The organism is Xanthomonas sp. NCPPB 1754, assembly GCF_041475725.2.
Classification (GTDB): domain Bacteria; phylum Pseudomonadota; class Gammaproteobacteria; order Xanthomonadales; family Xanthomonadaceae; genus Xanthomonas; species Xanthomonas euvesicatoria.
The window spans coordinates 4,519,795-4,541,588 of the sequence record NZ_CM192982.1 but is presented as its reverse complement, the minus strand read 5'-3'; the positions used below and the strand labels follow the sequence as shown (position 1 = coordinate 4,541,588).

Here is a 21,794-nt window from a genome sequence, read left to right as displayed (position 1 = left end):
CTTCATGAGCCGAGTCCATAACCGTGCCCTGTCCGCTGCCGAACTGCAGTCTTTCGGCGACGAACTCGATGCCATCCGCGCGCGCGTGCTGAGCCAGGTGGGCGCCGCCGATGCGCGCTACATCCGCCGCATCGTGGCCGCCGTGCGCTGGACCGGCGTGGCCGGTCGTGCGCTGCTGTTCCTGGGTGCGTTCGTGCACAGCGTGCTGGTTCCGGCATGGATCGCCGGCGTGCTGCTGCTGGCGTTGTCCAAGATCCTGGAGAACATGGAGCTGGGCCATAACGTCATGCACGGCCAGTACGACTGGATGGGCGACCCGCAGCTCAACGGCAACACCTACGAGTGGGACATCGTTGCCACCGGCGACAACTGGCGCAAGACGCACAACTTCAAGCACCACACCTACACCAACGTGCGCGGCATGGACGACGACATCGGCTACGGCCTGCTGCGCATCTTCCCCGAGCAGCGCTGGCGCCCGTTCTACCTGCTGCAGCCCTTCATTGCGGTGGTGTTCGCGCTGCTGTTCGAATGGGGCGTGGCGATCCAGGACCTGCGCCTGGGCCGTTGGTTCGCCGGCAAGATGAGGGCGGCCGAACTGCGTGCCTCGTTCCTGCCGGTCGGCCGCAAGATGGGCCGCCAGATGCTCAAGGACTACATCGTATTTCCGCTACTGGCCGGCCCGTTCTTCCTGACCGTGCTGCTGGGCAATCTGACGGCCAACGTGCTGCGTAGCATCTGGACCTTCGTGATCATCTTCTGCGGCCACTTCACGGCCGATGCGGAAGTGTTTCCGAAGGAATCCATCCGCAACGAATCGCGTGGCCACTGGTATCTGCGTCAGCTGCGTGGTTCGTCCAACCTGACCGGCGGCAAGCTGATGAACGTGCTGTCGGGTAACCTGAGCCACCAGATCGAGCATCACTTCTATCCGGACCTGCCGGCCAACCGCTATGCGCAGATCGCTGTCGAAGTGAAGCAGGTCTGTGCGCGCTACGGCCAGCACTACAACACCGGCTCGCTGCCGCGCCAGTTCGGCCAGGTGATGTGGCGAATCGTGCGCCACGCCTTCCCGAGCCGGCCCAAGCCGGTGCGGCAGAGCAGCGCTGCATTGCAGGGCGCTTGATCGGATTGCGCAACGCATGATCGACATCGAAAGGCCGCCGATGGCGGCCTTTTTGTTGCCGGTTCACTGCGTCGCGCTGCGTGCCTGTGCGTAGTAGGCGATGAAACCAGTGGCCGGCAATGCGCGCGAGAACAGCCAGCCCTGCGCCAGATCCACGCCATGGGCGCGCAGATAATCGAGCTGTTCCTGCCGCTCGACTCCTTCGGCGATGGTGCGCAACCGTAGCGTCTTGGCCATCTCGATGATGTGCGCGGTCACGGCGCTGGTGGCCGAGTGGGTGCCGATGGTATCCACGAACGACTTGTCGATCTTCAACGCGTCCAGCGGCAGGCCCTGCAGATACTGCAGGCTCGAATAGCCGGTGCCGAAATCGTCGATGGAGACCGTGTGGCCGGCACCGCGCAGATGGGTGATGGTGGTGCGTGCCGCATCGATGTCCATCAGGCTGCGTTCGGTCGCCTCCACCCACAGTTGGCCGCTGTCTACGCCGGTGCCCCGCAACGCTTGCGCCAGCACGCCCTGCACGCGGCCGCTCTTGATGTCGTCGGCGGAGACATTGATGGCCACGTGCAGCGCTGGATCGGCGGCCAGGGTGGGGCCGAGTTCGCGGATGACTTCGGCCACCACCAGATCGGTGATCGGCAGGATCAGCCCGCTTTGTTCGGCCAGCGGGATGAAGGCGTCCGGCGGCACCAGCACGCCGTCGGGCTGCTGCCAGCGCACCAGCGCTTCGGCACCGACGCAGGCACCGCTGTCGAGCGCGATGATCGGTTGGTAGTGCACGATGAACTCGCCACGCTGCACGGCGATCTCCAGCCGCGCCAGTGGCGACAGCCGCCGCCGCGAGACCCACAGCACTGCACCGACCAGCAGCAGCGCCACTGCAATGCCGACCGGTACCAGCTGCAACCGTGCCGCCGCCAGCGGCCCGCGCAGATAGGCCACCGGTTCGGTGACCACCGCGGCCCAGTCGCCACGACGGTCGCGCCCGAACAACACCTGCGACAGCAAGAGCTCGCCCGGCTCACGCGTGGCTGGGGGGTCGGTCAGCAAGCGTTCGGCGGCGGTACCGGTGCTGCTGAGGATCTGCCCGTCCGGCGTGCCGATCGCCAGTTGCAGGCCAGGCGGAATATTGATGTCGGCCAGCGTGTCGGGGTTGATCAGGGCGTTGTAGTCGCCCAGTTGCAGCGCCATCAGCGGACGCTGCGGATTGGCCAACGGCAGCAGCCGCGTGGTCACCGCGATGCCGCGCTTGACCACGAAATCGGCGGTGCGCTGCGGAATGGTATTGCGCAGTTGGCCCCATGAGGTGCAGCTGAGGCGACCTTGTTGAAACCGTCCCAGCTCGACGATGTAGTGGCTGGTCAGCACCAGGGCGCGCATCTGTGCCAGGTGCGGAGGCGAGCACGGTGGCAACCGCGAGGCGGCCATGCTCAACAATGCCCCATGCGCCTCGTCGAAGGCGGTTTCAGTGCGCCGGATCGACAGCGCAGCCAGCTGGCTCAGCCTGCCCTCTTCGCGCGCCAAGGCCAGCCGCCAGGCCAGGTAGTAGGACAGGCCGATCGGCAGCGTTGCGCTCAGCAACACCAGCAGCACGGTGACACTGATGATGCGTTGGCGCTTCACCTCACCACCTGCGACGGCTGTGCTGCCGGTTCACGCATGGCTCCTCGAGAAATGCCGCCAGCGCAGGCTTGGGCAGATGGAAGGTGCACGCCAACCGGGTACGCGCGAACGGCGCACGTAGCGATTGGTGACGCACGGCATTGATTGATGAGGCTGCACGTCGCGAATGTACGACACACGCGTGCATTGCGCGCGTTTGCGGAGCGAAGCGGCTGTGATTTTTTTCCGATCGTCCTGCGTCGCATCCTGGCAGTCGGGGCCGCCTGCGGATTCACGCCACTGCACGCACTACCGCGCTACGGTCGGATCGTCTGCGCTCCCGCCCGGGAGCGGCGGGACACCGGTCCCACGCAAGGCGCTTTCACTGGAGGAATCACGCATGACAACGCAGAAAGAACGCGTCGGCGGCACCGATGCGGTGCCGATCTTCAAGATGCAGGAAACAACACGCGACGGCGAGCTGATCAAGTACGTGGTCGGCGATACCGGCGTGGCCTTCGACAGCCTGGAAGGTGCACAGGCCGCTGCCAGGGATCTCGGCACGCTCGACGATTGAGAGGACGAGCGCTGGCCTGCGCGATGGAACGGCTAGGCCAGTGCGCTGGGTCGCCATGGCCGTGGACATGGCGATTGCGTCGGTGGGCGACTGTCGTCTGGCTGGTCGTTGAGAGCATCGCGTGCCTGTCGTCCCTTGGTCGGTGCCTCGATGCGACCGGGGTCGCAGGCGCGACGGTGCTGCCGTTGCCGGTTTGACCAGTTCCCCAACCAGCCGGGGTCGCCTACGGAAGCGGTTGCTCGGTCAGCCGCCCGGTATGCGGGGTGTGGATCAGTGGCGCCAGGTCGAAGCCCTGTTCGCGCGCATGCGCCAGATAGGCCTGGGCGATGTTTTCGTCCAGCTGCGGCAAGCGTGCCAGTAGCCAGAGGTACTTGCGATCCGGGCTGCCGACCAGTGCAGCGGTGTAATCGGCATCGATGCGCATCACCCAATAGTCACCCTTGGTGAAAGGGATCCAGCGCAGACCTTCGGGCAAGAAGGGCACTTCCAGGCGGCTGTGCGTGTCGTCGATGGCGCGCGCCTGGCCGATCGCTTCTTCCAGCTCGCCTTCCGCGGTGAAGCAGCGATTTTGGACGCGCACGCTGCCGTCCTCTTCCAGGGTGTAGTGCGCCGACACATCGGTGCAGTCGGCATCCTCGAAGCGGGTCGGCAGGCGGGCGATTTCGTACCACGTGCCCAGGTAGCGATTCAGATCCAGCGAAGGGACCGTGGCGAGTTCGGGATGGTGGCTCATACAGGCCTCTGCACAATGGAGTGGCGCCTGTTGTACGTGTAGCGCCATGAAATGCATGTTGGGATGTGGCGCCAGCGGTCGTGCAGCGAGGGCGGGCGTCCGCGAGGGCACCGGCTCGGTGCGCACGGCCGGTTGGCACGATGTCGCTCGTGGGCCGATGCCGCGCGAGCGATCAATTGGCTGCATCCGATGAACTCCGTGGCGGCGAATGAGGTTGCGCACCGACATCGACACCGAAACCGAAACGATGCCCTGACAATGCGGGCGCTTTGCGGTACCAAGGTGTCACGCCAGCGGATGGCGTGCGAATCGCGCGCGCCTGTCGACCTGCCGAGCACGCTACGCCGCGCTGGCGGTGCCAAGCGCACGATCCAGTTTGCGGTAGCCGATCGCTTCGGTGAGATGGGGTGTGGCGATGTCTGGGCTGTCGTCGAGATCGGCGATGGTGCGCGCAACGCGCAGGATGCGATGCATCGAGCGTGCGGACAGCTGCAGGTGTTCGATGGCGCGCTCCAGCAGCACCTGATCGTCGTGTTGCAGGCGGCAATGGCGGTCGGTGTCGGCCTGGTCCAGTTGCGCATTGGGCAGCGCACCGCGTGCAAGCTGTCGCTGTCGCGCGGCGACCACGCGGGCACGCACGCTGGCGCTGTCTTCACCGAGGTTGCCGCTGCGCAGCGCCTGCGGAGGGAGGCGCGGCACTTCGACATGCAGATCGATACGGTCCAGCAACGGGCCGGAGATGCGGCTGCGGTAGCGACGGATGCTGTCGCTGCTGCAGCGGCAGCGCCCGCTGCCATCGCCTGCCCAGCCGCACGGGCAGGGATTCATGGCGGCGACCAATTGAAAGCGCGCCGGAAAATCCACGCTGCGTGCCGCGCGCGCGATCGTGACCACGCCCGACTCCAAGGGCTCGCGCAACACTTCCAGGGTTTGCCGTTGCCACTCGGGCAATTCGTCCAGGAACAGCACGCCGTTGTGAGACAGCGAGATCTCGCCGGGGCGCGGGTGCGTGCCGCCGCCGACCAGGGCCACTGCGCTGGCGGTGTGGTGCGGGGCGCGGTAGGGGCGTTGCCGCCAGCGGGCCAGATCCAGCCCACGGCCGCTGATCGAGGTGATCGCAGCGGTTTCCAGTGCTTCTGCTTCGCTGGCTTCGGGCAATAGACCGGGCAGGCGCGAGGCCAGCAGGGTCTTGCCGCAGCCAGGGCTGCCGACCAGCAACAGGTGGTGCCCACCGGCAGCGGCGATCTCCAGCGCGCGGCGGGCGTGCGGTTGCCCGCGCACGTCGGCCATGTCGGGCAGGGCGCGGGCGCCGAGCGCCTGCACTGCCAGCTCGGCGGCGGGCGCTTTCTGGCTGCCGTTGAGCGTCGCGCAGACATCCAGCAGGGTACGCGCGGTGAAGGCTTCGACGTGTCCGGCGATGGCCGCTTCGGCACCGTTGGCGAGCGGGACGATCAGCCGTCGTCCGGCCTGCGCGGCCGCCAGCGCCGCGGGCAGCACGCCGTCGACGCCGCGCAGCTCGCCGGTCAGCGCAAGCTCGCCGAGGAATTCGTAATCGGCCAGGGCCTGGCGGTCGATTTGCCCGCTGGCAGCCAGGATACCGAGGGCGATCGGCAGATCGAACCGGCCGCCTTCTTTCGGTAAATCGGCCGGTGCCAGGTTGATGGTGATGCGCCGGGCGGGAAATTCGAACTGTGCGCACAGCAGGGCGGCACGCACGCGTTCGCGCGATTCGCGCACTGCCGCTTCGGGCAGGCCCACGATCTGGGTGGAAGGAAGGCCGCCGGAGAGATGCACTTCCACCCGAACCTCAGGCGCATGCACCCCTACGCGGGCACGGCTGTGCACCAGCGCCAGACTCATGGTGGTGGCCTTCGGTCAGGGGATGGTGGGCGGTGCAGCGGGTGGCGTGCCGGGCGCGCGCGCCTCCAGTGCGGCGACGGTCTGCTCCAGCGCGTCGAGTTTTTCGCGGGTGCGCAGCAAGACCGCGCGCTGCACGTCGAACTCTTCGCGGGTGACCAGGTCCAGCTTGCCAAGGCCGGCCTGCAGCGCGCCCTTGAAGGTGCTTTGCAGTTCTTCGCGCGATTGGCGCAGGCCCGGCGGCACCAGGTCGCTGAGGCGGCGGGCAAGGTCGTCGAGCTGGTTGAAATCGATCATGGTGTTCTCCGCAGGTCCGTAGGAAGCCTAGTGCAGGCCGGGACACGCGGGACATCGGCAAGGCAGTCGGCAGGCGGTAAGGATAGTCCCATTCGGCTGTCGTCCGCGGTGATGGCGGCGCGCGGTTGGATGAGTGTTGCGCCCGTCCACGGTATGCTGCGCGGCCGTCATGCCCTGGGACCTGCACCGATGAAAATGATCATGGCCATCGTCAAACCGTTCAAGCTCGACGATGTGCGCAAAGCGCTCGCCGGCTGCGGGGTGGCGGGCATCACGGTGACCGAGGTCAAGGGCTTCGGCCGGCAGAAAGGCCATACCGAGCTCTATCGCGGCGCCGAATACGTGGTCGATTTCCTGCCCAAGGTGAAGATCGAAGTGGCGGTGACCGACGACCAGGCCGAGCGGGTGGTCGAGGCGATCGTCGCGGCGGCCGGTACCGGCAAGATCGGCGACGGCAAGGTGTTCGTGTACGACCTGGGCACGGTGGTACGCATCCGTACCGGCGAGCTGGATAGCGACGCGCTGTAGGTTCGCAACGCGGCGCCCGCTGCTTGCCGGATGTGCGGTGGGTGGTGAGGGGTTTGCTGCCCTCTGCCGGCGCAACGACGATGCCCGGGCCACGTATTGCTGAGCCAGCACCGCAGCTAGTGGCGCTGGATCAGGCGCATTGCAGGCATTGCACGACTCACAGGAACCCGACCGTCCAAGTTCTGCGGCGCGCAACGTGCGCTGACTGCGTCGGCTGTGGCGCGCATCACCGCGGCTGATGCACGGCTGGGTGCATCCGCGCCAGGCCTATCTCAGGCGCAAACGCCCCACTTTTCATACCATTTCAATACCGCCATGTATCGCTGCCGCACCTTTCTGGATTGCGATGCAGAAACAGGCTGAAGTCACCGCGCGGCAGCCTAGCGCTGGCCAGAATGGAAATCCCGGCCGCGCTTGTCGCCGCCGCCCGACTTGCCTACTCTAGGGCGTAATACCATTCCAATACCGGAGTTCGAGATGAAGCCACGCAACAGTACGCCGGGCGTGCGCCTGCTTTCGGTATTGGTGGCGTTGGGCCTGGCTGCTCCGGCGTTGGCACAGGCCGTGACCGAACCGGTCACCCAGCCGGCGATCTATCCGACGCCGGTCTCGATCACGCTGGATGGCGCAACCGTGACCTTGGGCCGCTCGGTGGTGCTGGTGGTCGCCCCTGGCGCGGACAAGGCCACGGTGGCGCTGGTGCGCCGCATTCTCGACAGCGCCGGCGTCACCAAGATTGCGACCGCCACACGCCTGCCTGCCGCGCTGGACCGCCCGCACATCGTGCTCGGCACCGGCGATGCGGCAGTGGTGCGCGATGCGCTGACGCGCAGCAAGGCGACCCAGGACACCCATAAGGAAGGCTACACGTTGGCCAGCGTTGCGCTCGATCGCGGCAGCCTGATCACGCTGGCCGGCCACGACGACGATGGCCTGTTCCATGCGGCGCAGACGCTGCGGCAGCTGGTCGAGCGGCCGGCCATCCCGACGCTGACGATCCAGGACTACCCGGCCATGCCGATCCGCGGCACCATCGAAGGCTTCTACGGCGCGCCGTGGTCGATGAGCGATCGCAGCAAGCACATCGATTTCCTCGCCCGTACCAAGGCCAACACCTTTATCTATAGCCCCAAGGACGACCCTTACGCGCGCGATCGCTGGCGCGAGCCGTACCCGAGGGCGACCTTGAAGGCGCTTGGCCAGCTGGCCGCTACCGCCAAGCGCAATCACGTCGATTTCGTCTATGCGATTTCGCCTGGCCCCACCGTGTGCTTCTCCGATCCGGCCGATGCCAAGGCCTTGTTGCGCAAGTTCGATGCGTTCCGTGCGCTGGGCGTGCGCAGCTTCTACGTGGCGCTGGACGATATCGAATACACCAAGTGGAATTGCGAACGCGACAAGACCACCTTCGGCGAGTCCGGCGCGCAGGCGGCCGGTATCGCGCAGTCGCATCTGCTCAATCTGGTGCAGGCCGATCTGGTCGCGCGCCACGATGCGGCCGCTGAACTCATCATGGTGCCGACCGAGTACTACGACGCCAAAGAGAGCCCGTACAAGGAAGCCTTGCGCAAGCATCTCGACCCGAAGATCGTGGTGCAGTGGACCGGCACCGATGTGGTGCCGCCGGCCATTTCCATTCCCGATGCGCGCGCGGCCACCAAGGCGTTCGGTCGCAAGACGCTGTTGTGGGACAACTACCCGGTCAACGATTTCGAAACGTCGGCCGGGCGCCTGCTGATGGCGCCGTATGCGCGGCGCGAGGCGGGTCTGTCGGCCGAGTTGTCGGGCATCGTCTCCAACCCGATGAACCAGGAAGCGCCCAGCCGCGTCGCGGTGATGGGTGTGACCGCGTTCGCCTGGAACGACAAAGACTACGACGCGCAACGCACCTGGCATGCGGCGGCGCGCGATCTGGCCGGCGGCGATGCGCGCGTGGCTGCGGCCCTGCTGACCTTCTTCGACACCCAGCATCTGGCGCCAACCTTTGGCAGCCAGCCGTGGCAGGAACAGGCTCCACGCTTGAAGGCCGTGCTCGATCATGTGCGCGAGGCAATCGCGCTTGGCGATGCGGCAACGCGCGCGCAGGCGATTGCCGAACTGGCACGCGCTGCCGACGAACTGGCTGCCGCACCGCGGATCATCCGCGACGGCGTCGCCGACAAGGGCTTTGCCGAGCAATCGCGCCCCTGGCTGGAGGCAATGGAAGATTGGGGCCAGGCCCTGCGGAAGACGGCAGCCGGGCTGGATGCGGCAAATCGCGGCCACACGCAGGCGCCGGCCTTGTTTGCCGAGGCGGCTGCGATCGCGCGTCGCGAGCCAGATCCCAACGATTCCCGGCGCCACGCGCTTCGGCGGTCCGGTCAAGCTCGCTGACGGCGTGCTCGACCGCTTCATCGCGCAAGCGCCGCGCTTGATCGCCTATCGCGTGCCGGCGGTTGCCGACTCGGCAGCAGCAAAGTGATGGGGGAGTGCAATAACACAGCGACGCGCATCGGGAATTGCTCGCGTCGCTGTGCCTGCAAATGGGGGAGCGCCATTGCCACTGCATCGCAGCACCCGGCATGGCGCGCTCGAAGGACGTCTGTGCTGCAGATCAAACCGACGACATCAGCGCAGTAGCTGGGCGTAACGGTGTGCCCAGCCGCCGTTAGCCAGCAGCGCTGATCACGCCTTGCCTTTCAAACGCCGATATAGCCGCTTCCAGCCGCTGCGAATCGCATGCACCCAGCGCGGTTCGGCACTGCGGGCCGATTCGTCGGCAGTCGGTGCGATGCCGGCAAGGCGCTGGCGCATTTTCTGAAAATTGGCCACGTCGCTGCGCTGCAGCTGACGCGCCAGCGTGCCGCGCCGCAGCCAGCGCGGAAATCGCCACGCGGAGGTGAAATCGATCAGCACCGGCACGCCGGCACTGACCACCACATTGGTGCCGTGCAGATCGTTATGGGTGATGCCGAACGCATGCAGCCGGCGCAGCGCCTGCTGCAATTGCTGGAAGACCTCCTGGCCCACGACGGTGCTGGCGCTGAGCGTGTCGCCTGGAATGAATTCCATGCCCAGCGCCAGCCCGCCCAGCGTGCCGAGCAAGGCCGGTGCATGCCGCCAACCCTGCAACTGCCGCAGCATCCTGGCCTCGTGGCGCACCATGAGCCGGGCGATCGGCGACAACAGCGTGCGGCGATAGCGGCCGTAGTCCTTGACCACTGCCGGTTGCCCGTTCACATGGGTGCGGTAGACGTCCGGCTCGAGCAGCCGGGTGCCCTGCTTGAGCAGAACGGGAGTGACGAGGTGCAGGCTGGACACGTCCAGCGGCTGGTAGTGCATGGCAGTTCTCCAGACCTTGGCGGCGCGGAGCTGTCACGCGTTGCGCAGGTTCACGGTGATCGCGAGGATCGGTCTGCCCAATTTTAGAACTTGTGAGTATGGAAATTATATTTATCTAACAAATGAAATGTTCCGGGAGTGGAACAGCTTTTGGAATCAGGTGTTTGGCGGACCCCATCAGAATCGGCATGTGCCAGCGAATGCATGCAGACCTGCCACTCCAGGCCATGGTGTCGTCCCGCCAGCGTTGCGTCCTGCCTCAAGACAGGCACTATCAGCGCAACCCGAGTGCGGTAGCGGTCACGCCGCTTCTTAACAGCGATTGAGACTCCAGACACTGTGCCGGCTGCAGTCAGGGGGCTGCAGCACGCGTTAACACAGGCACGCTCTTCGAGCGTCGCCTGCATCGATGTCGTACGACATCCGGTGATGCCGGGTGCGCCTCCGAATGCGACCGCAACTGCGCCACTTCCAGACGCCGTCAGGTGCCACCTGCGTGCGCAAGGATGCGGAAACGATGGAGTACGACTCATTGGGGATGCAATGAAAAGGACCGCAACAGTGCTGTTGGCTTGCACGGCGTTCGGCGTCACGGCTCAGGCCTCGGCGCAGTCGTTGTCGCGCGGCTGGGACAGCTACCGTCAACAGCAAAAGCAGCAGACCGGCACCCAGGGCGCCACCGCGCCTGCAGCGCCATCCTCGCGCCCGGCGCAAGCGGGCGTTGGCCGAGCGCCGGCCGCCGTCGGTGGAAGCGGCGGCCAACCTGGTGCGTCCGGCGGGTTTACTACGGTGACCGAGCAGACTGAGGCGGTGGCAGTTCAGCCTGCCGCTGCTTACCCTGCAGCGCCTGTCCCCGCAGCGCGCTACACACGGGTGGAGGAATCGCGCATTGAAAGGGGCGCGTTCATCGGCGTGCAGCGTGGTCGAGGTGAGGTTTTCAGTGGCTATAAGCAAGACATGCTTGGCCTCAGCGCCGGCTATCGCTGGCGTGCTGGCTCGGTCACGTTGATCGGACTTGAGGGATCGATTGGACGCCTGGAACGCGGCGATACAACCGACGATGTCTTTATCCCCGCAGTGAAATTTGGCGGCATCGGGGGTACGGCACGTTTCAATTTTGGTGACACTCCGCTGTTCGCGGTAGTCCGCCTCGGCTCATGGTATGCCGAGGTCGCAGACATGAGCGACGAAATCTTTGGTGGTTACGCAAGCCTCGGCCTGGGCGTCGATATCGGCAAGCATGCGAGCGTGAGCGCGATGTACACCAACTACGTCTACGCCAATGACTACTACGACTATGCCCAAGACACCACCATCAACCGTGCAGAGGTACTGAACGCAGTAGTGGAAGTCCGCTTTTAACTAGCGATGTCGAAGGGCGGGCAGCAGCGCTCACCCTTCCCCGTCACGCGGCATGCAGCGCGATGCCGCGGACGGCAATCCATTTGAAGCTGCACCGCAAACGGTCATCGGCATTGCACAGCCATCCATGCGGCTTGCTGTAGTGTCTTGGTCAACGCACTGATTCAGCCATGGGCGAGGGCAGATGGACGCATTGGCGCAGTTCTTGACAGACGAACAGGACCCGGTGGCGGTGGGCAAGATCCTGCCCAAGATCACCGAGTTGCTGACCCGCGACGAGCAGGTCGAGTACATCGCCGTGCAGAAGAAGATGGTGATGAACCTGTCGCCGGATGCGGTGGTGCTGACCAACCGCCGCTTCATCGTAGTCTACCCAAAGCTGCTCGGCATGACCTTCCGCGATTTCCCCTGGCGCGAGGTGCTCGATGTGCACATGAGCGAACAGATGCTCGGAGCCACCATCATGTGCCGCACCACGCAGGGTGCCTACGCATCCATCGACAGCCTGCCCAAGAAACAGGCGCGACGCGTGTACGCCTATGCGCAGCAGGTGGAAGAATCCGCCTACGAACAGCGCCAGCAGCTGGAGATCGACAAGTTGCGCGCGGCGGCCGGTGGCGTGGTGGTGCATGCGCCTGGTGCGCACGGCGCAGCAGTGCCCTTGCAAGCCAGTGCCGTTCCTGCAATCGACGATCCGGTGCAGGTGCTGAGCAAGCTCAAGCAATTGCTGGATGCGGGGCTGATCACGCGGGACGAATTCGACGCCAAGAAGACAGAGGTGCTGGCGCGCTTATAGCGTGCGCAGGACATCCGCGCATCGGTCGGCTTCAACTACGTCGGCCCATGGATCGCAGTGACGCAGCAACTGACGCGTCCATCGCACGGCGGCGCTGTCGGTGGATCGCCGCGCCAGAAGGCTGCTGGCCGCGCACTGGCCTCACGCTCCAGCAGCGCCGCGCGACCACGGCAGCCTGATCGGTGCGAATGCATCAGCCCGCGCGCTGTAAGCACGCAGGCCATGTCACGCGAAAAAACCAGCAAACCGGCCGGGCTTATCGCCAAGCGGGCGCGGCCGGCTGCCGTAACCCGCCACGTCCATCCAAGCGCCACGATTCAACGAATGTCGTCTGCGCTTTTTGCCGGCGATGCTCGGCCAACCGCGATTACTCGCCCAGCGCCTTGGCCACGAACGGAGGGGCAACCAGCACGCCGGTGTGCAAGTGGGCGGTGTAGTACAAGGTGTCGAAGCCCTTGGCCTGCGCGTCCGCTTGGCGGAAGGCGAAATCGGCGTTGGCCTGCTTGCTGGCCATGGTCACGCTCCACCAGCCGGTGGGGTAGCACGGCTGCGGGAACGGCAGGGTCTTGAACGACTGGAAGCCGGCCTTGCCCATTTCGGTGCGCATTTCGTTGATCAGGTCCAGCAGCGCCAGCGGCGATTCGGACTGCTGCACCAGGATGCCGTCGTCCTTCAAGGCCTTGAAGCAGCTTTCGTAGAAGGCCTTGTTGAACAGGCCCTCGGCCGGGCCGACCGGGTCGGTGGAATCGACGATCACGATGTCCACGCTGCCGGCCGGGCAATTGGCCATATAGGCCACGCCGTCGTCGAACAGCAGTTCGGCGCGCGTGTCGTGGTTGGAATCGCACAGCTCGGGGAAATACTTCTCCGACATGCGGGTGACCTGCTCATCGATATCGCATTGGGTGGCGCTTTCCACGCCCGGGTGCTTGAGCACCTCGCGCAGCGTGCCGCAGTCGCCGCCGCCGATGATCACCACGCGCTTGGGCGCGGGGTGGGTGAACAGCGCCGGGTGGCTGATCATCTCGTGGTAGAAGAAATTGTCGCGGCTGGTGAGCATCACCGCGCCATCGATCAGCATCAGCTTGCCCCAATCGGTGGTCTGGTAGATCTCGATCTTCTGGAACGGGGACTGCACCTCGTCCAGCTTGCCGCTGACGCGGAAGCCGATCGCCGAGCCGGTCGGCTGGAAGTGTTCGATGTACCAGTTGTCGTTGGTGCTCATGCGGACGTCCTAATCGAAAAGAAGCGGGCAGTTCCTTCTCCCGGCGGGAGAAGGTGGCGCAAAGCGCCGGATGAGGGTCGGGTGCAGCCCCGTGCAGTCAAACTGCACGGCGGCTGACCCTTGCTCGGCCCCGCTCCAACCAGGAGCGGGGCGTGAAGTCGGCGCGGATTGTAACGGACCCTGCGCATGCCAGGCGTTACACTTCACGCCCTTTTTTATTCCAGCCGAGACAGCGAAATGAGCGATTGGTCCCTCGACCAAGCCCGCAAGACCTATTCGATCCCGCATTGGGCCGACGGGTATTTCGATGTGAACGCTGCCGGACACGTGGTGGTCACCCCGACCGCCGATGGCCCGGCGGTGTCGCTGCCCGAGGTGGTGGATGCCGCGCGCGCAGCCGGTGCCAAGCTGCCGCTACTGGTGCGCTTCCCGGACATCCTGGGCCAGCGCCTGGGCAAGCTGCAGGCAGCGTTTGCGCAGGCGCAGTCGGAGTGGGACTACGCCGGCGGCTATACGGCGGTGTATCCGATCAAGGTCAACCAGCATCGTGGCGTGGCCGGCACCCTGGCCGGTCACCACGGTGAGGGCTTCGGGCTGGAAGCGGGCAGCAAGCCCGAGCTGATGGCGGTGCTGGCGCTGTCGCGTCCGGGCGGGCTGATCGTGTGCAACGGCTACAAGGACCGCGAATACATCCGCCTGGCGCTGATCGGCCGCAAACTCGGCCTGCAGACCTTCATCGTCATCGAAAAGCCCTCCGAACTGACCCTGGTGCTGGAAGAAGCACGCGCGCTGGACGTCAAGCCCGGCCTGGGCGTGCGCATGCGCCTGGCCTCGCTGGGCGCGGGCAAGTGGCAGAACAGCGGTGGCGACAAGGCCAAGTTCGGTCTCTCGCCGCGCCAGGTGCTGGACCTGTGGAAGACGCTGCGCGACACCGAGTACGCCGACAGCCTGAACCTGCTGCATTTCCATATGGGCTCGCAGATTTCCAACGTGCGCGACATCGCCAACGGCATGCGCGAGGCCACGCGCTATTTCGTGGAGCTCTCGCGCCTGGGCGCAAAGATCAGCCATGTGGACGTGGGCGGCGGCCTGGGCATCGATTACGAAGGCACTCGCTCGCGCAGCTATTGCTCGATCAACTACGGCCTGCACTCGTATGCCAGCAACATCGTGCAGCCGTTGGCCAGCGCTTGCGAAGAGCATGGCCTGGCCCCGCCGCGCATCGTCACCGAGTGCGGGCGCGCAATGACGGCGCACCATGCGGTGCTGATCGCCAACGTGTCGGAAGTGGAGCAGGCGCCGGAAGGCCGAGTGCCGGTTGCGCACGACGATGAGCCGGCCGCGATCCGCCACCTGCGCGAGATCCATGACGAGCTCGATGTGCGCCCGGCGGTGGAGCTGTTCCAGGAAGCCCAGCATTTCCATGCCGAAGGTTTGAGCGCGTATGCGCTGGGCCAGATCGACCTACCGCAGCGCGCGCGCATCGACGATCTGTTCTACGCCATCGCACATGGCGTGCGCGCACGCCTGAGCTTCGATGAAAAGAGCCATCGCCCGGTGCTGGATGAGCTCAACGAGCGGCTGGTGGACAAGTACTTCGTCAACTTCAGTGTCTTCGAATCGATCCCGGACGTGTGGGCGATCGATCAGGTGTTCCCGATCGTGCCGATCGAGCGCTTGAACGAAGCGCCGCAGCGGCGCGGCATCATCGCCGACATGACCTGCGATTCCGACGGCATGGTCAAGACCTATGTCGAGAACGAAAGCCTGGACAGCTCGCTGCCGCTGCATGGTTTGAATGCCGGCGAGAGCTATCGCATCGGTTTCTTCCTGGTGGGCGCCTACCAGGAAATCCTGGGTGATATCCATAACCTATTCGGCGATACCGATGCGGTGGAAGTCGTGGTGAATCGCGATGGCTATCGCATCGCACAGCAGCGCCGCGGCGATACCACCGACGTGATGCTGGACTACGTGGGCTATCAGCTGGACACGCTGCGTGCCACCTATGCCGAGCGCATTGCTGCCGCAAATCTGTCGCCCGAGCGGGCGCAGGAACTCGGCGCTGCGTTGGAAGCGGGGCTGACCGGCTACACCTATCTGTCCGACGAGCCGCTGAGCTGATCCGCAGTGCGCTGCGGCTGGGCCGCAGCGCTGGCTGTGCGCGACATGGCCCATCTTGCACGCGCTCCTGCCGCGAGCGCCGCTTGCAGCAGCAGGGACATCACCGGCATGGACGCTGCAGGTTCTGCAACACGTCGATGCGCCATCGCGCCGACGTCGGGTGCGATCTCGCACTTCAAGTCGACCTGCTTCGTCGCATCGAGCAAGAGCGCCTGCGCTTACCTTGCGCGACGCCGTCGATCGGTTCGACTCACGCTTTTCGCGCGTTTGTGCTGCATGCCGATGACAATCAGGCGACCATCGCGTGATCGTGCGCTTGTCGAGGCAGACGCGTTGAACGCGTCTTTTTTCTCCTGAAGTGATTTGCCGAATACCCTAATTCCGGCAACGCTGATTTGGAATTGGTCTTATTCAATGCGGCTTTTTATCTGCCGTGGTGCGCGCATATTCGCCTTGAAGCCCATGCGTATCGTCGGCCATGCCCTACGCCGGATGCGGCGCGGAAATTGATCGGATGTATGCATGCAGAACACTAGTTCAAATCACACTTCAGTGAAAAAATTTTAGGTATCACGCGATTTCCGTGATTTTTTGCACGGTTTCGGCCCCGCGCGAATTGTTAGTGTTCGTTTAACTTGTCGGGATACAAGTGCTTCAACGAGTCACCCGCACACCGGGGTTCGATTGTGCGAGTCGCTGTGCTGTGCGTCTTCATCATGCGTTTCCATCGCGTATTACCGGCAATTGTCGGTGGTCGGCGGTGTTTCTTACCCCTCGTTTTCTTAGGCCAGGTGCTGATTCGGCGTCCATCGACCGCATAACGGTTGAGGGGTGTCGACGGACTGCGCGCCACACCAGAAGGATGCACGCAATGCACGCTGACGCCTCTCCCGTTTTTCCCCTGACCAAGGCGCAACGTGGCCTTTGGGTGGCCAACAAGTTGCATACCGACAACACCTTGATGTTGGCCGAAGTATTGGAAATGTTCGGCCCGCTCAATCCCCAGGTGCTGATCCGCGCCAGCATGCAGCTGACGCACGAGTTCGATACGCTGCGCCTGTGTATCGTCGAGCGCGAGGGCGTGCCTTCGCAGGTGGTCTTGCCCGCGTACAACGGCACGATTCCATACTTCGACGTCAGCTCAGATCCTGCTCCGCGTAATGCCGCCGAACATTGGATCGACGAAGAAATCCGCAAGCCGGAAGATCTGCAGAACGGGCCGTTATGGCATTGCGCGGTGTTCCGTCTTGGCGAGGATCATCATCTGTGGGTGCAATGCGTGAGTCATCTGGTGATGGACGGCTATTGCGCGTCGATCATGATGCAGCGCATGGCCGTGCTCTATAACGCCTACCTGGCCGACGTGGAGCCTGCGCCTGCGCAGTACGGCAGTGCACTGTCGCTGCTCGAAATGGAACAGCACTATCGCAACTCCGATCGGTTCCAGCGCGATCGCGAGTACTGGATGCAGCAGTTGGCCGATCTGCCGCCGCCGGCGACGCTGGCGCGGCCGGGCAATCAGCTGTCCACCGGGTTGTTGCGCGGCACCGGGCAGTTCTCGCCGCAGCAGGTGGTGCGTCTGCGCGCGCTGGGCAAGGAGTACGGCGCCAGCCTGCCGCAGATGCTGATTTCGCTGATTGCCGCGTACTACTACCGCTGCACCGGTGCCGAGGATCTGGTGCTGGCGATGCCGGTGACCGGCCGCATCAATGCGCGCTACCGGCAAACCGCAGGCCTGGTGGCCAACGTGATTTCGCTGCGTCTGAAGATGGATCCGCAGCAGCCCATCCATACCTTGTTCGCGCAGGTGTCGTCGGTGGTGCGGCATGCATTGCGCCATCAGCAATATCGCTTCGAGGACGTGCGCCGCGATCTGGGCATGTTCGGGATGGAGCAGAAGTTCGCACGCCTGGCGGTGAACATCGAGGCCTTCGACTACACCTTGCGCTTCGGCGAGGCGTACGCGGTGCCGCATAACCTTTCCAACGGCCCGGCCGACGACCTCACCATCTTCTGCTACGAACGCGGCGATGGGGCAGCGCTGCGTTTCGATCTGGATGCCAACCCGGCGCTGTACGACAGCGAGGAGCTGGCCGAACACTGCCGTCGTTTGACCCATCTGGCCGACGCGGTATTGGCCGATCCGGAATGCGCGCTGGGCCAGGTCGATGTGCTCGGCGATAGCGAGCGCCGGCGTTTGCTGCATACCTGGAACAACACCGCAGCGCCGCTGCCGGAACCGGCCACGCTGTTGCACGGCATGCTGCAACGCGCCGAGTTGATGCCTGCGGCCGTGGTTGCGCAATACGACAACCGCACGCTCGACTACGCCACGCTGTGCGAGCTTGCCTCGCGCATCGCTGCGCAATGGGTGGCCGATGGCGTGCGCCCTGGCGATGTGGTCGCGGTGGCATTGCCGCGCAGCGAACACTTGCTGGTGGCGTTGCTGGCGGTGATGTGGAGCGGGGCGGCGTATCTGCCGCTGGATCCGGAGAGCCCGGCTGCACGCAACCGTCAGATGCTCAACGATTCCGGTGCCATTGGCCTGGTCTGCGAGCCAGCGCTGTGCGAGCGCTACCTGCTCGGTGGCATGGTCTGGCTGGATCCGCGCCCGGCCGTGTTGCCGGAGGCAATCGCACCGCTGGCGACGCCCGACGGCACCGCGTACGTGCTGTACACCTCCGGCTCCACCGGTGCGCCCAAGGGCGTGGAGATCAGCCATCGCAACCTGTTCAATTTCCTGCATGCGATGGAGCACGAGCTGGCATTGCGCCCACGCGACCGTGTGCTGGCCGTCACCACCATCACCTTCGATATCGCCGGGCTGGAGTTGTACCTGCCGTTGCTGGTGGGGGCGCGCGTGGTCATTGCACCGGCCGGTATCAGCCACGACCCGCGCGGCCTGTCGCGGTTGATCGCCGACGAACACATCAGCGTGGTGCAGGCCACGCCATCGCTGTGGCGCATCCTGCTGGCCAATGAGGATCTGGTGCTGGATCGCATCCATGCGTTGATCGGCGGCGAGGCGTTGGTGCCGGAACTGGCCACCCAACTGCTCAGCCGGGTGGGGCGCCTGACCCAGTTGTACGGGCCTACCGAAACCACGATCTGGTCGACCATCATGCCGTTGCAGCTGACCGATGCCGCTGCACCGCCGATCGGCAGGCCACTGCTCAATACGCGCGTCTATGTGCTGGATGCGCAGCGGCAACCGCTGCCGACCGGTGCGATCGGCGAGCTGTATATCGGTGGCGCAGGCGTGGCCAAGGGCTATCGCGGCAAGCGCCAGCTGACCAGCGAGCGCTTCATGCGCGACCCGTTCGCCGACGACGGCAGCAGCATGTACCGCACCGGCGACCGCGTGCGTCAACGCAGCGATGGCCTGCTGGAATTCATCGGGCGCGCCGATGCGCAGCTGAAGATCCGCGGACATCGGGTGGAGCCGGCCGAAATCGAAAGCGCCCTGCTGTTGCATTCGCAGGTGGCGCAGGCGGTGGTGGTGGGCCACGGCGATGGCGAGCATGCCTTGCAACTGCTGGCCTATGTGGTGGGCAAGCACGGCAATGCGCCGTCGATCGAGTTGTTGCGCGCGCATCTGCAGCAGCGCCTGCCGGCATCGATGATTCCCACCTTGTGGGTGCCGCTGGAGGCGTTGCCGCTGACCCCCAACGGCAAGCTGGACCGGCGCGCGTTGCCGGCGCCTGGCGCATTGCCGCAACGCGCGCATCTGGCGCCGCGCGATGCGCTCGAACGCCAGCTGGCAACGATGCTGCAGGAGGTGCTGGGCATCGAAGTGGTGGGCGTGGACGACAATTTCTTCGAGCTTGGCGGCGATTCGCTGCGTGCGGCGGAAATGGCCGCGCGTTTCCCGCAGATGTTCGGGGTGGAACTGCCGCTGGGCACATTGTTCCATGCGCCGACGGTCGCCGGCCTGGCCGAGGTGATCAAGCGCAGCGCACACACGCCCAACGACCCGTTGAGCGTGCTGCTGCCGCTACGTGCAGGCACCGCCGGCAGCACGCCGCTGTTCTGCATCCATCCGGTCATCGGTCTGGGCTGGTCGTATCTCACCTTGCTGGGTCAGCTGGATCCGCAGTGGCCGGTGTATGCGCTGCAATCGCCGGGCTTGAGCGACCCGCAGCACCGTCCGGAGAGCATCGAGGCGATCGCGCGCGATTACCTGGCGCGTCTGCGCAGCGTGCAGCCGAGGGGGCCGTACCGTCTGCTGGGCTGGTCGCTGGGCGGTTTGATCGCGCACGCCATCACCGCCGAATTGCATGCGCTGGGCGAAGAGGTCGAGGTGCTGGCCATGCTCGACAGTTACCCGCATCTGGAACAGGCCGCAGCGTTGTCGGAATCGGAGAACGTGCGCGCCTCGGTGCACGCGTTGGCCTTGCATCTGGCGCCGGGCCAGCCGATGCCGACCACGGTCGCCGAGCTGGCGAGCCTGTTGTGCGATCACTACGGGCTGAACGAATTGCCTGCGGTGCGCCAGTTGCTGGAGCAACGTCCCACCTTGCTGGACGATCTGGGCGCCCTCACCCAGCATCACCTGCAGCTGGCGCGGCGTCATCGGCCCAGGCAGCTGGACCAGGATGTGGTCTTTGTCGAAGCGAGCGTGCGCATGAGCTCCGGCGGCGACGATGCGCTGTGGGTGGATTACCGTCCCCAGGCGTGGCACCCGTACGTGCGCAACCTGCAGCTGCACGTTCTGGACAGTGACCACCATTCAATGCTCTCGCCGACGCATGCGGCCACGCTCAGCACCTTGCTGCACGCGGCCGCCGCAGAGTCCACCCGGGCTGTGCGGCCGGTGGGACAGGCCGGCCGTGGCGAGGTCGCCGGCGACGGAGTGACCGAATATGCCTGAGTCCAGCGCCGATCCGTCACGCCAGCGCCCGGTGGTGATCGCCACCCTTGGCACGCATGGGGACGTGCGCCCGATCATTGCGCTGGCCCTTGGCCTGCAGCGGCGCGGTTATCCGGCGCGGGTGCTGACCAGTTCCAACTTCGAGTCGTTGATCCGTGCGCACGGCCTGGAATTCTTCCCGCTCAGCGGCGATCTCCAGCAACTGTTGCACGACCATCCGGACGTTGCCGAGATGCGCGGTGCCCCTGGCATCTTGCGCAAGAAGTTGCTGGAGTGGGCGCGCGATTGGCCCGCGCAGGGCCGCGCGGCGTGTGCCGATGCCGGCTTGATCCTGGGCGTGGGCAGTGCCAGTTTCCTCGTCCATAGCCTGGGCGAGGCGTATGGCGTGCCGGTGGCGTTTGCGCAGTTGCAGCCGCTCACCGAGTCGCGCCACCTGCCGTTGATGCTGATGCCCAACCTGCGTCTGCCGGGACGTGTCAACGTGGCATTGCATCGCCTGATGCGCTTTGTCGGCTGGCAGCTGATGCGGCCGGCCTTCAACGATATCGTGCGTCCGGCGTTGGGGCTGCCGGGATATCCGTGGAGCGGTCCGGATCGCAGCGCACTACGCGTGATCTACGGCTATAGCGCGCACGTGTGTCCGCGCCCGCCGGACTGGCCGGAGAGCGCGCAGGTGTGCGGCTTCTGGCAGCTGCCGCCGTCGCAGTGGCAACCGCCGGCCGCGCTGCAGGCGTTTTTGCAGGCCGGGCCGCCGCCGCTGTATATCGGCTTCGGCAGCATGACCAGTAGCGCGGTCGTGCAGCTCACTGCCACGGTCAAGGCAGCGGTGCGACTGACCGGGCAGCGCGCGTTGCTGGCCAGCGGCTGGGGCGGTCTGGGGGCCGGGGACGCCGCTGTCGCCGATGATGCCGAGCGCTTCTTCCATCTGGAACAGGCACCGCACGATTGGCTGTTCCCGCGCGTGGCGGTGGCCGTGCATCACGGTGGCGCCGGCACCAGCGGTGCCGCGTTGGCGGCGGGCATTCCCTCGGTGGTGCTGCCCTTTGGCTACGACCAGTCGTTCTGGGCTCATTGCCTGGCCCAGCGCGGCGTTGCGCCGCCAGCGCTGGCGCGTGCCGGGCTGCAGCCCGAAGCCCTGGCCGCTGCCATCCGGCAGGCGGGCACGCCGGCCATGCGTGCGGCTGCGCGCGCACTCGGTCAACGGATCGGCCAGGAAGACGGCGTCCGCAATGCGGTCGATCAGCTGGAAGCCTGGCAATTGCTTGAACCCGCGGCAGTGATGCCCGCGGCGGCCGCACGGACCACACAGCACGCCATTGCATAAGCATGGCGATGCTGCTCCACCGCGCCGCAGCGCTGATGCGCGCACTGCG

The 21,794-nt window shown here is 65.4% G+C and carries 15 protein-coding genes and 1 pseudogene; 10 read left to right on the top strand and 6 right to left on the bottom strand.

Going from position 1 to position 21,794, the window contains the following annotated elements; translation table 11 throughout:
• Window positions 1-4: 4 nt before the first annotated feature.
• On the top strand, window positions 5-1,126 hold the full coding sequence (locus tag ACCQ15_RS19555; protein ID WP_136732922.1) for a fatty acid desaturase family protein: 1,122 nt from the start codon (window positions 5-7) through the stop codon (window positions 1,124-1,126).
• Window positions 1,127-1,189: 63 nt separating this feature from the next.
• On the opposite strand, the gene ACCQ15_RS19550 is transcribed toward ACCQ15_RS19555, so the two are convergent.
• Entirely contained in the window at window positions 1,190-2,752 is a 1,563-nt protein-coding gene (locus ACCQ15_RS19550; protein WP_136732921.1) for an EAL domain-containing protein, read from the bottom strand.
• 379 nt (window positions 2,753-3,131) lie between these two features.
• Here ACCQ15_RS19550 and ACCQ15_RS19545 point away from each other — a divergent pair, with 379 nt between their 5' ends.
• A complete protein-coding gene (locus tag ACCQ15_RS19545; protein WP_372380958.1) occupies window positions 3,132-3,308 on the top strand; it encodes a hypothetical protein in 177 nt (58 codons plus the stop codon).
• A gap of 223 nt (window positions 3,309-3,531) precedes the next feature.
• On the opposite strand, the gene ACCQ15_RS19540 is transcribed toward ACCQ15_RS19545, so the two are convergent.
• The 3 genes from ACCQ15_RS19540 to ubiK form a co-directional block, all read right to left on the bottom strand.
• Window positions 3,532-4,041, bottom strand: coding sequence for a lipocalin family protein (locus ACCQ15_RS19540; RefSeq protein ID WP_372380957.1), 510 nt, complete (start codon window positions 4,039-4,041; stop codon window positions 3,532-3,534).
• 339 nt (window positions 4,042-4,380) lie between these two features.
• Window positions 4,381-5,901, bottom strand: a complete 1,521-nt coding sequence (locus tag ACCQ15_RS19535; RefSeq protein WP_008574838.1) for a YifB family Mg chelatase-like AAA ATPase — start codon at window positions 5,899-5,901, stop codon at window positions 4,381-4,383.
• 15 nt (window positions 5,902-5,916) lie between these two features.
• Window positions 5,917-6,195, bottom strand: coding sequence for a ubiquinone biosynthesis accessory factor UbiK (gene ubiK, locus ACCQ15_RS19530; protein ID WP_008574840.1), 279 nt, complete (start codon window positions 6,193-6,195; stop codon window positions 5,917-5,919).
• Between the two features lie 153 nt (window positions 6,196-6,348).
• Between ubiK and ACCQ15_RS19525 the strand changes: the two genes are divergently transcribed.
• A complete protein-coding gene (locus ACCQ15_RS19525) occupies window positions 6,349-6,723 on the top strand; it encodes a P-II family nitrogen regulator (RefSeq protein WP_280304390.1) in 375 nt (124 codons plus the stop codon).
• Between the two features lie 477 nt (window positions 6,724-7,200).
• Window positions 7,201-9,184, top strand: a pseudogene (locus ACCQ15_RS19520) (glycoside hydrolase family 84 protein).
• Between the two features lie 203 nt (window positions 9,185-9,387).
• On the opposite strand, the gene ACCQ15_RS19515 reads toward ACCQ15_RS19520, so the two are convergent.
• Window positions 9,388-10,044, bottom strand: coding sequence for an RIO1 family regulatory kinase/ATPase domain-containing protein (locus tag ACCQ15_RS19515; protein ID WP_008574844.1), 657 nt, complete (start codon window positions 10,042-10,044; stop codon window positions 9,388-9,390).
• A gap of 543 nt (window positions 10,045-10,587) precedes the next feature.
• Between ACCQ15_RS19515 and ACCQ15_RS19510 the strand changes: the two genes are divergently transcribed.
• Entirely contained in the window at window positions 10,588-11,406 is an 819-nt protein-coding gene (locus ACCQ15_RS19510; RefSeq protein ID WP_372168254.1) for a hypothetical protein, read from the top strand.
• Between the two features lie 184 nt (window positions 11,407-11,590).
• Window positions 11,591-12,202, top strand: a complete 612-nt coding sequence (locus ACCQ15_RS19505) for a PH domain-containing protein (protein WP_218557977.1) — start codon at window positions 11,591-11,593, stop codon at window positions 12,200-12,202.
• 367 nt (window positions 12,203-12,569) lie between these two features.
• On the opposite strand, the gene speE is transcribed toward ACCQ15_RS19505, so the two are convergent.
• Window positions 12,570-13,427 (bottom strand): polyamine aminopropyltransferase, encoded by an 858-nt coding sequence (speE, locus tag ACCQ15_RS19500; RefSeq protein WP_071118209.1) that lies wholly within the window; start codon window positions 13,425-13,427, stop codon window positions 12,570-12,572.
• 237 nt (window positions 13,428-13,664) lie between these two features.
• On the opposite strand from speE, the gene speA reads away from it, so the two are divergent.
• The 4 genes from speA to ACCQ15_RS19480 all read left to right on the top strand — a co-directional run bounded on the left by speA (window position 13,665) and on the right by ACCQ15_RS19480 (window position 21,745).
• The gene (gene speA / locus ACCQ15_RS19495; protein WP_039417250.1) at window positions 13,665-15,551 is read left to right on the top strand and encodes an arginine decarboxylase; all 1,887 of its coding nucleotides are present in this window, start codon (window positions 13,665-13,667) and stop codon (window positions 15,549-15,551) included.
• Between the two features lie 137 nt (window positions 15,552-15,688).
• Entirely contained in the window at window positions 15,689-15,859 is a 171-nt protein-coding gene (locus ACCQ15_RS19490) for a hypothetical protein (RefSeq protein ID WP_008574856.1), read from the top strand.
• A 620-nt stretch (window positions 15,860-16,479) separates the two neighbouring features.
• The gene (locus ACCQ15_RS19485) at window positions 16,480-20,421 is read left to right on the top strand and encodes a non-ribosomal peptide synthetase (RefSeq protein WP_372381588.1); all 3,942 of its coding nucleotides are present in this window, start codon (window positions 16,480-16,482) and stop codon (window positions 20,419-20,421) included.
• A complete protein-coding gene (locus tag ACCQ15_RS19480) occupies window positions 20,414-21,745 on the top strand; it encodes a glycosyltransferase (RefSeq protein ID WP_372380955.1) in 1,332 nt (443 codons plus the stop codon). The genes ACCQ15_RS19485 and ACCQ15_RS19480 overlap by 8 nt, the downstream gene beginning before the upstream one ends.
• Window positions 21,746-21,794 lie beyond the last annotated feature (49 nt).

Excerpts from the sequence above, each read along its gene's own strand:
- ACCQ15_RS19535 (WP_008574838.1), bottom strand. The coding sequence starts at position 5,901 with ATGAGTCTGGCGCTGGTGCACAGCCGTGCCCGCGTAGGGGTGCATGCG.
- speE (WP_071118209.1), bottom strand. The coding sequence starts at position 13,427 with ATGAGCACCAACGACAACTGGTACATCGAACACTTCCAGCCGACCGGC.
- ACCQ15_RS19510 (WP_372168254.1), top strand. The coding sequence starts at position 10,588 with ATGAAAAGGACCGCAACAGTGCTGTTGGCTTGCACGGCGTTCGGCGTC.
- ACCQ15_RS19505 (WP_218557977.1), top strand. The coding sequence starts at position 11,591 with ATGGACGCATTGGCGCAGTTCTTGACAGACGAACAGGACCCGGTGGCG.
- ACCQ15_RS19545 (WP_372380958.1), top strand. The coding sequence starts at position 3,132 with ATGACAACGCAGAAAGAACGCGTCGGCGGCACCGATGCGGTGCCGATC.
- ACCQ15_RS19515 (WP_008574844.1), bottom strand. The coding sequence starts at position 10,044 with ATGCACTACCAGCCGCTGGACGTGTCCAGCCTGCACCTCGTCACTCCC.
- ACCQ15_RS19480 (WP_372380955.1), top strand. The coding sequence starts at position 20,414 with ATGCCTGAGTCCAGCGCCGATCCGTCACGCCAGCGCCCGGTGGTGATC.
- speA (WP_039417250.1), top strand. The coding sequence starts at position 13,665 with ATGAGCGATTGGTCCCTCGACCAAGCCCGCAAGACCTATTCGATCCCG.
- ACCQ15_RS19555 (WP_136732922.1), top strand. The coding sequence starts at position 5 with ATGAGCCGAGTCCATAACCGTGCCCTGTCCGCTGCCGAACTGCAGTCT.
- ubiK (WP_008574840.1), bottom strand. The coding sequence starts at position 6,195 with ATGATCGATTTCAACCAGCTCGACGACCTTGCCCGCCGCCTCAGCGAC.
- ACCQ15_RS19525 (WP_280304390.1), top strand. The coding sequence starts at position 6,349 with ATGCTGCGCGGCCGTCATGCCCTGGGACCTGCACCGATGAAAATGATC.
- ACCQ15_RS19540 (WP_372380957.1), bottom strand. The coding sequence starts at position 4,041 with ATGAGCCACCATCCCGAACTCGCCACGGTCCCTTCGCTGGATCTGAAT.
- ACCQ15_RS19490 (WP_008574856.1), top strand. The coding sequence starts at position 15,689 with ATGCGCCATCGCGCCGACGTCGGGTGCGATCTCGCACTTCAAGTCGAC.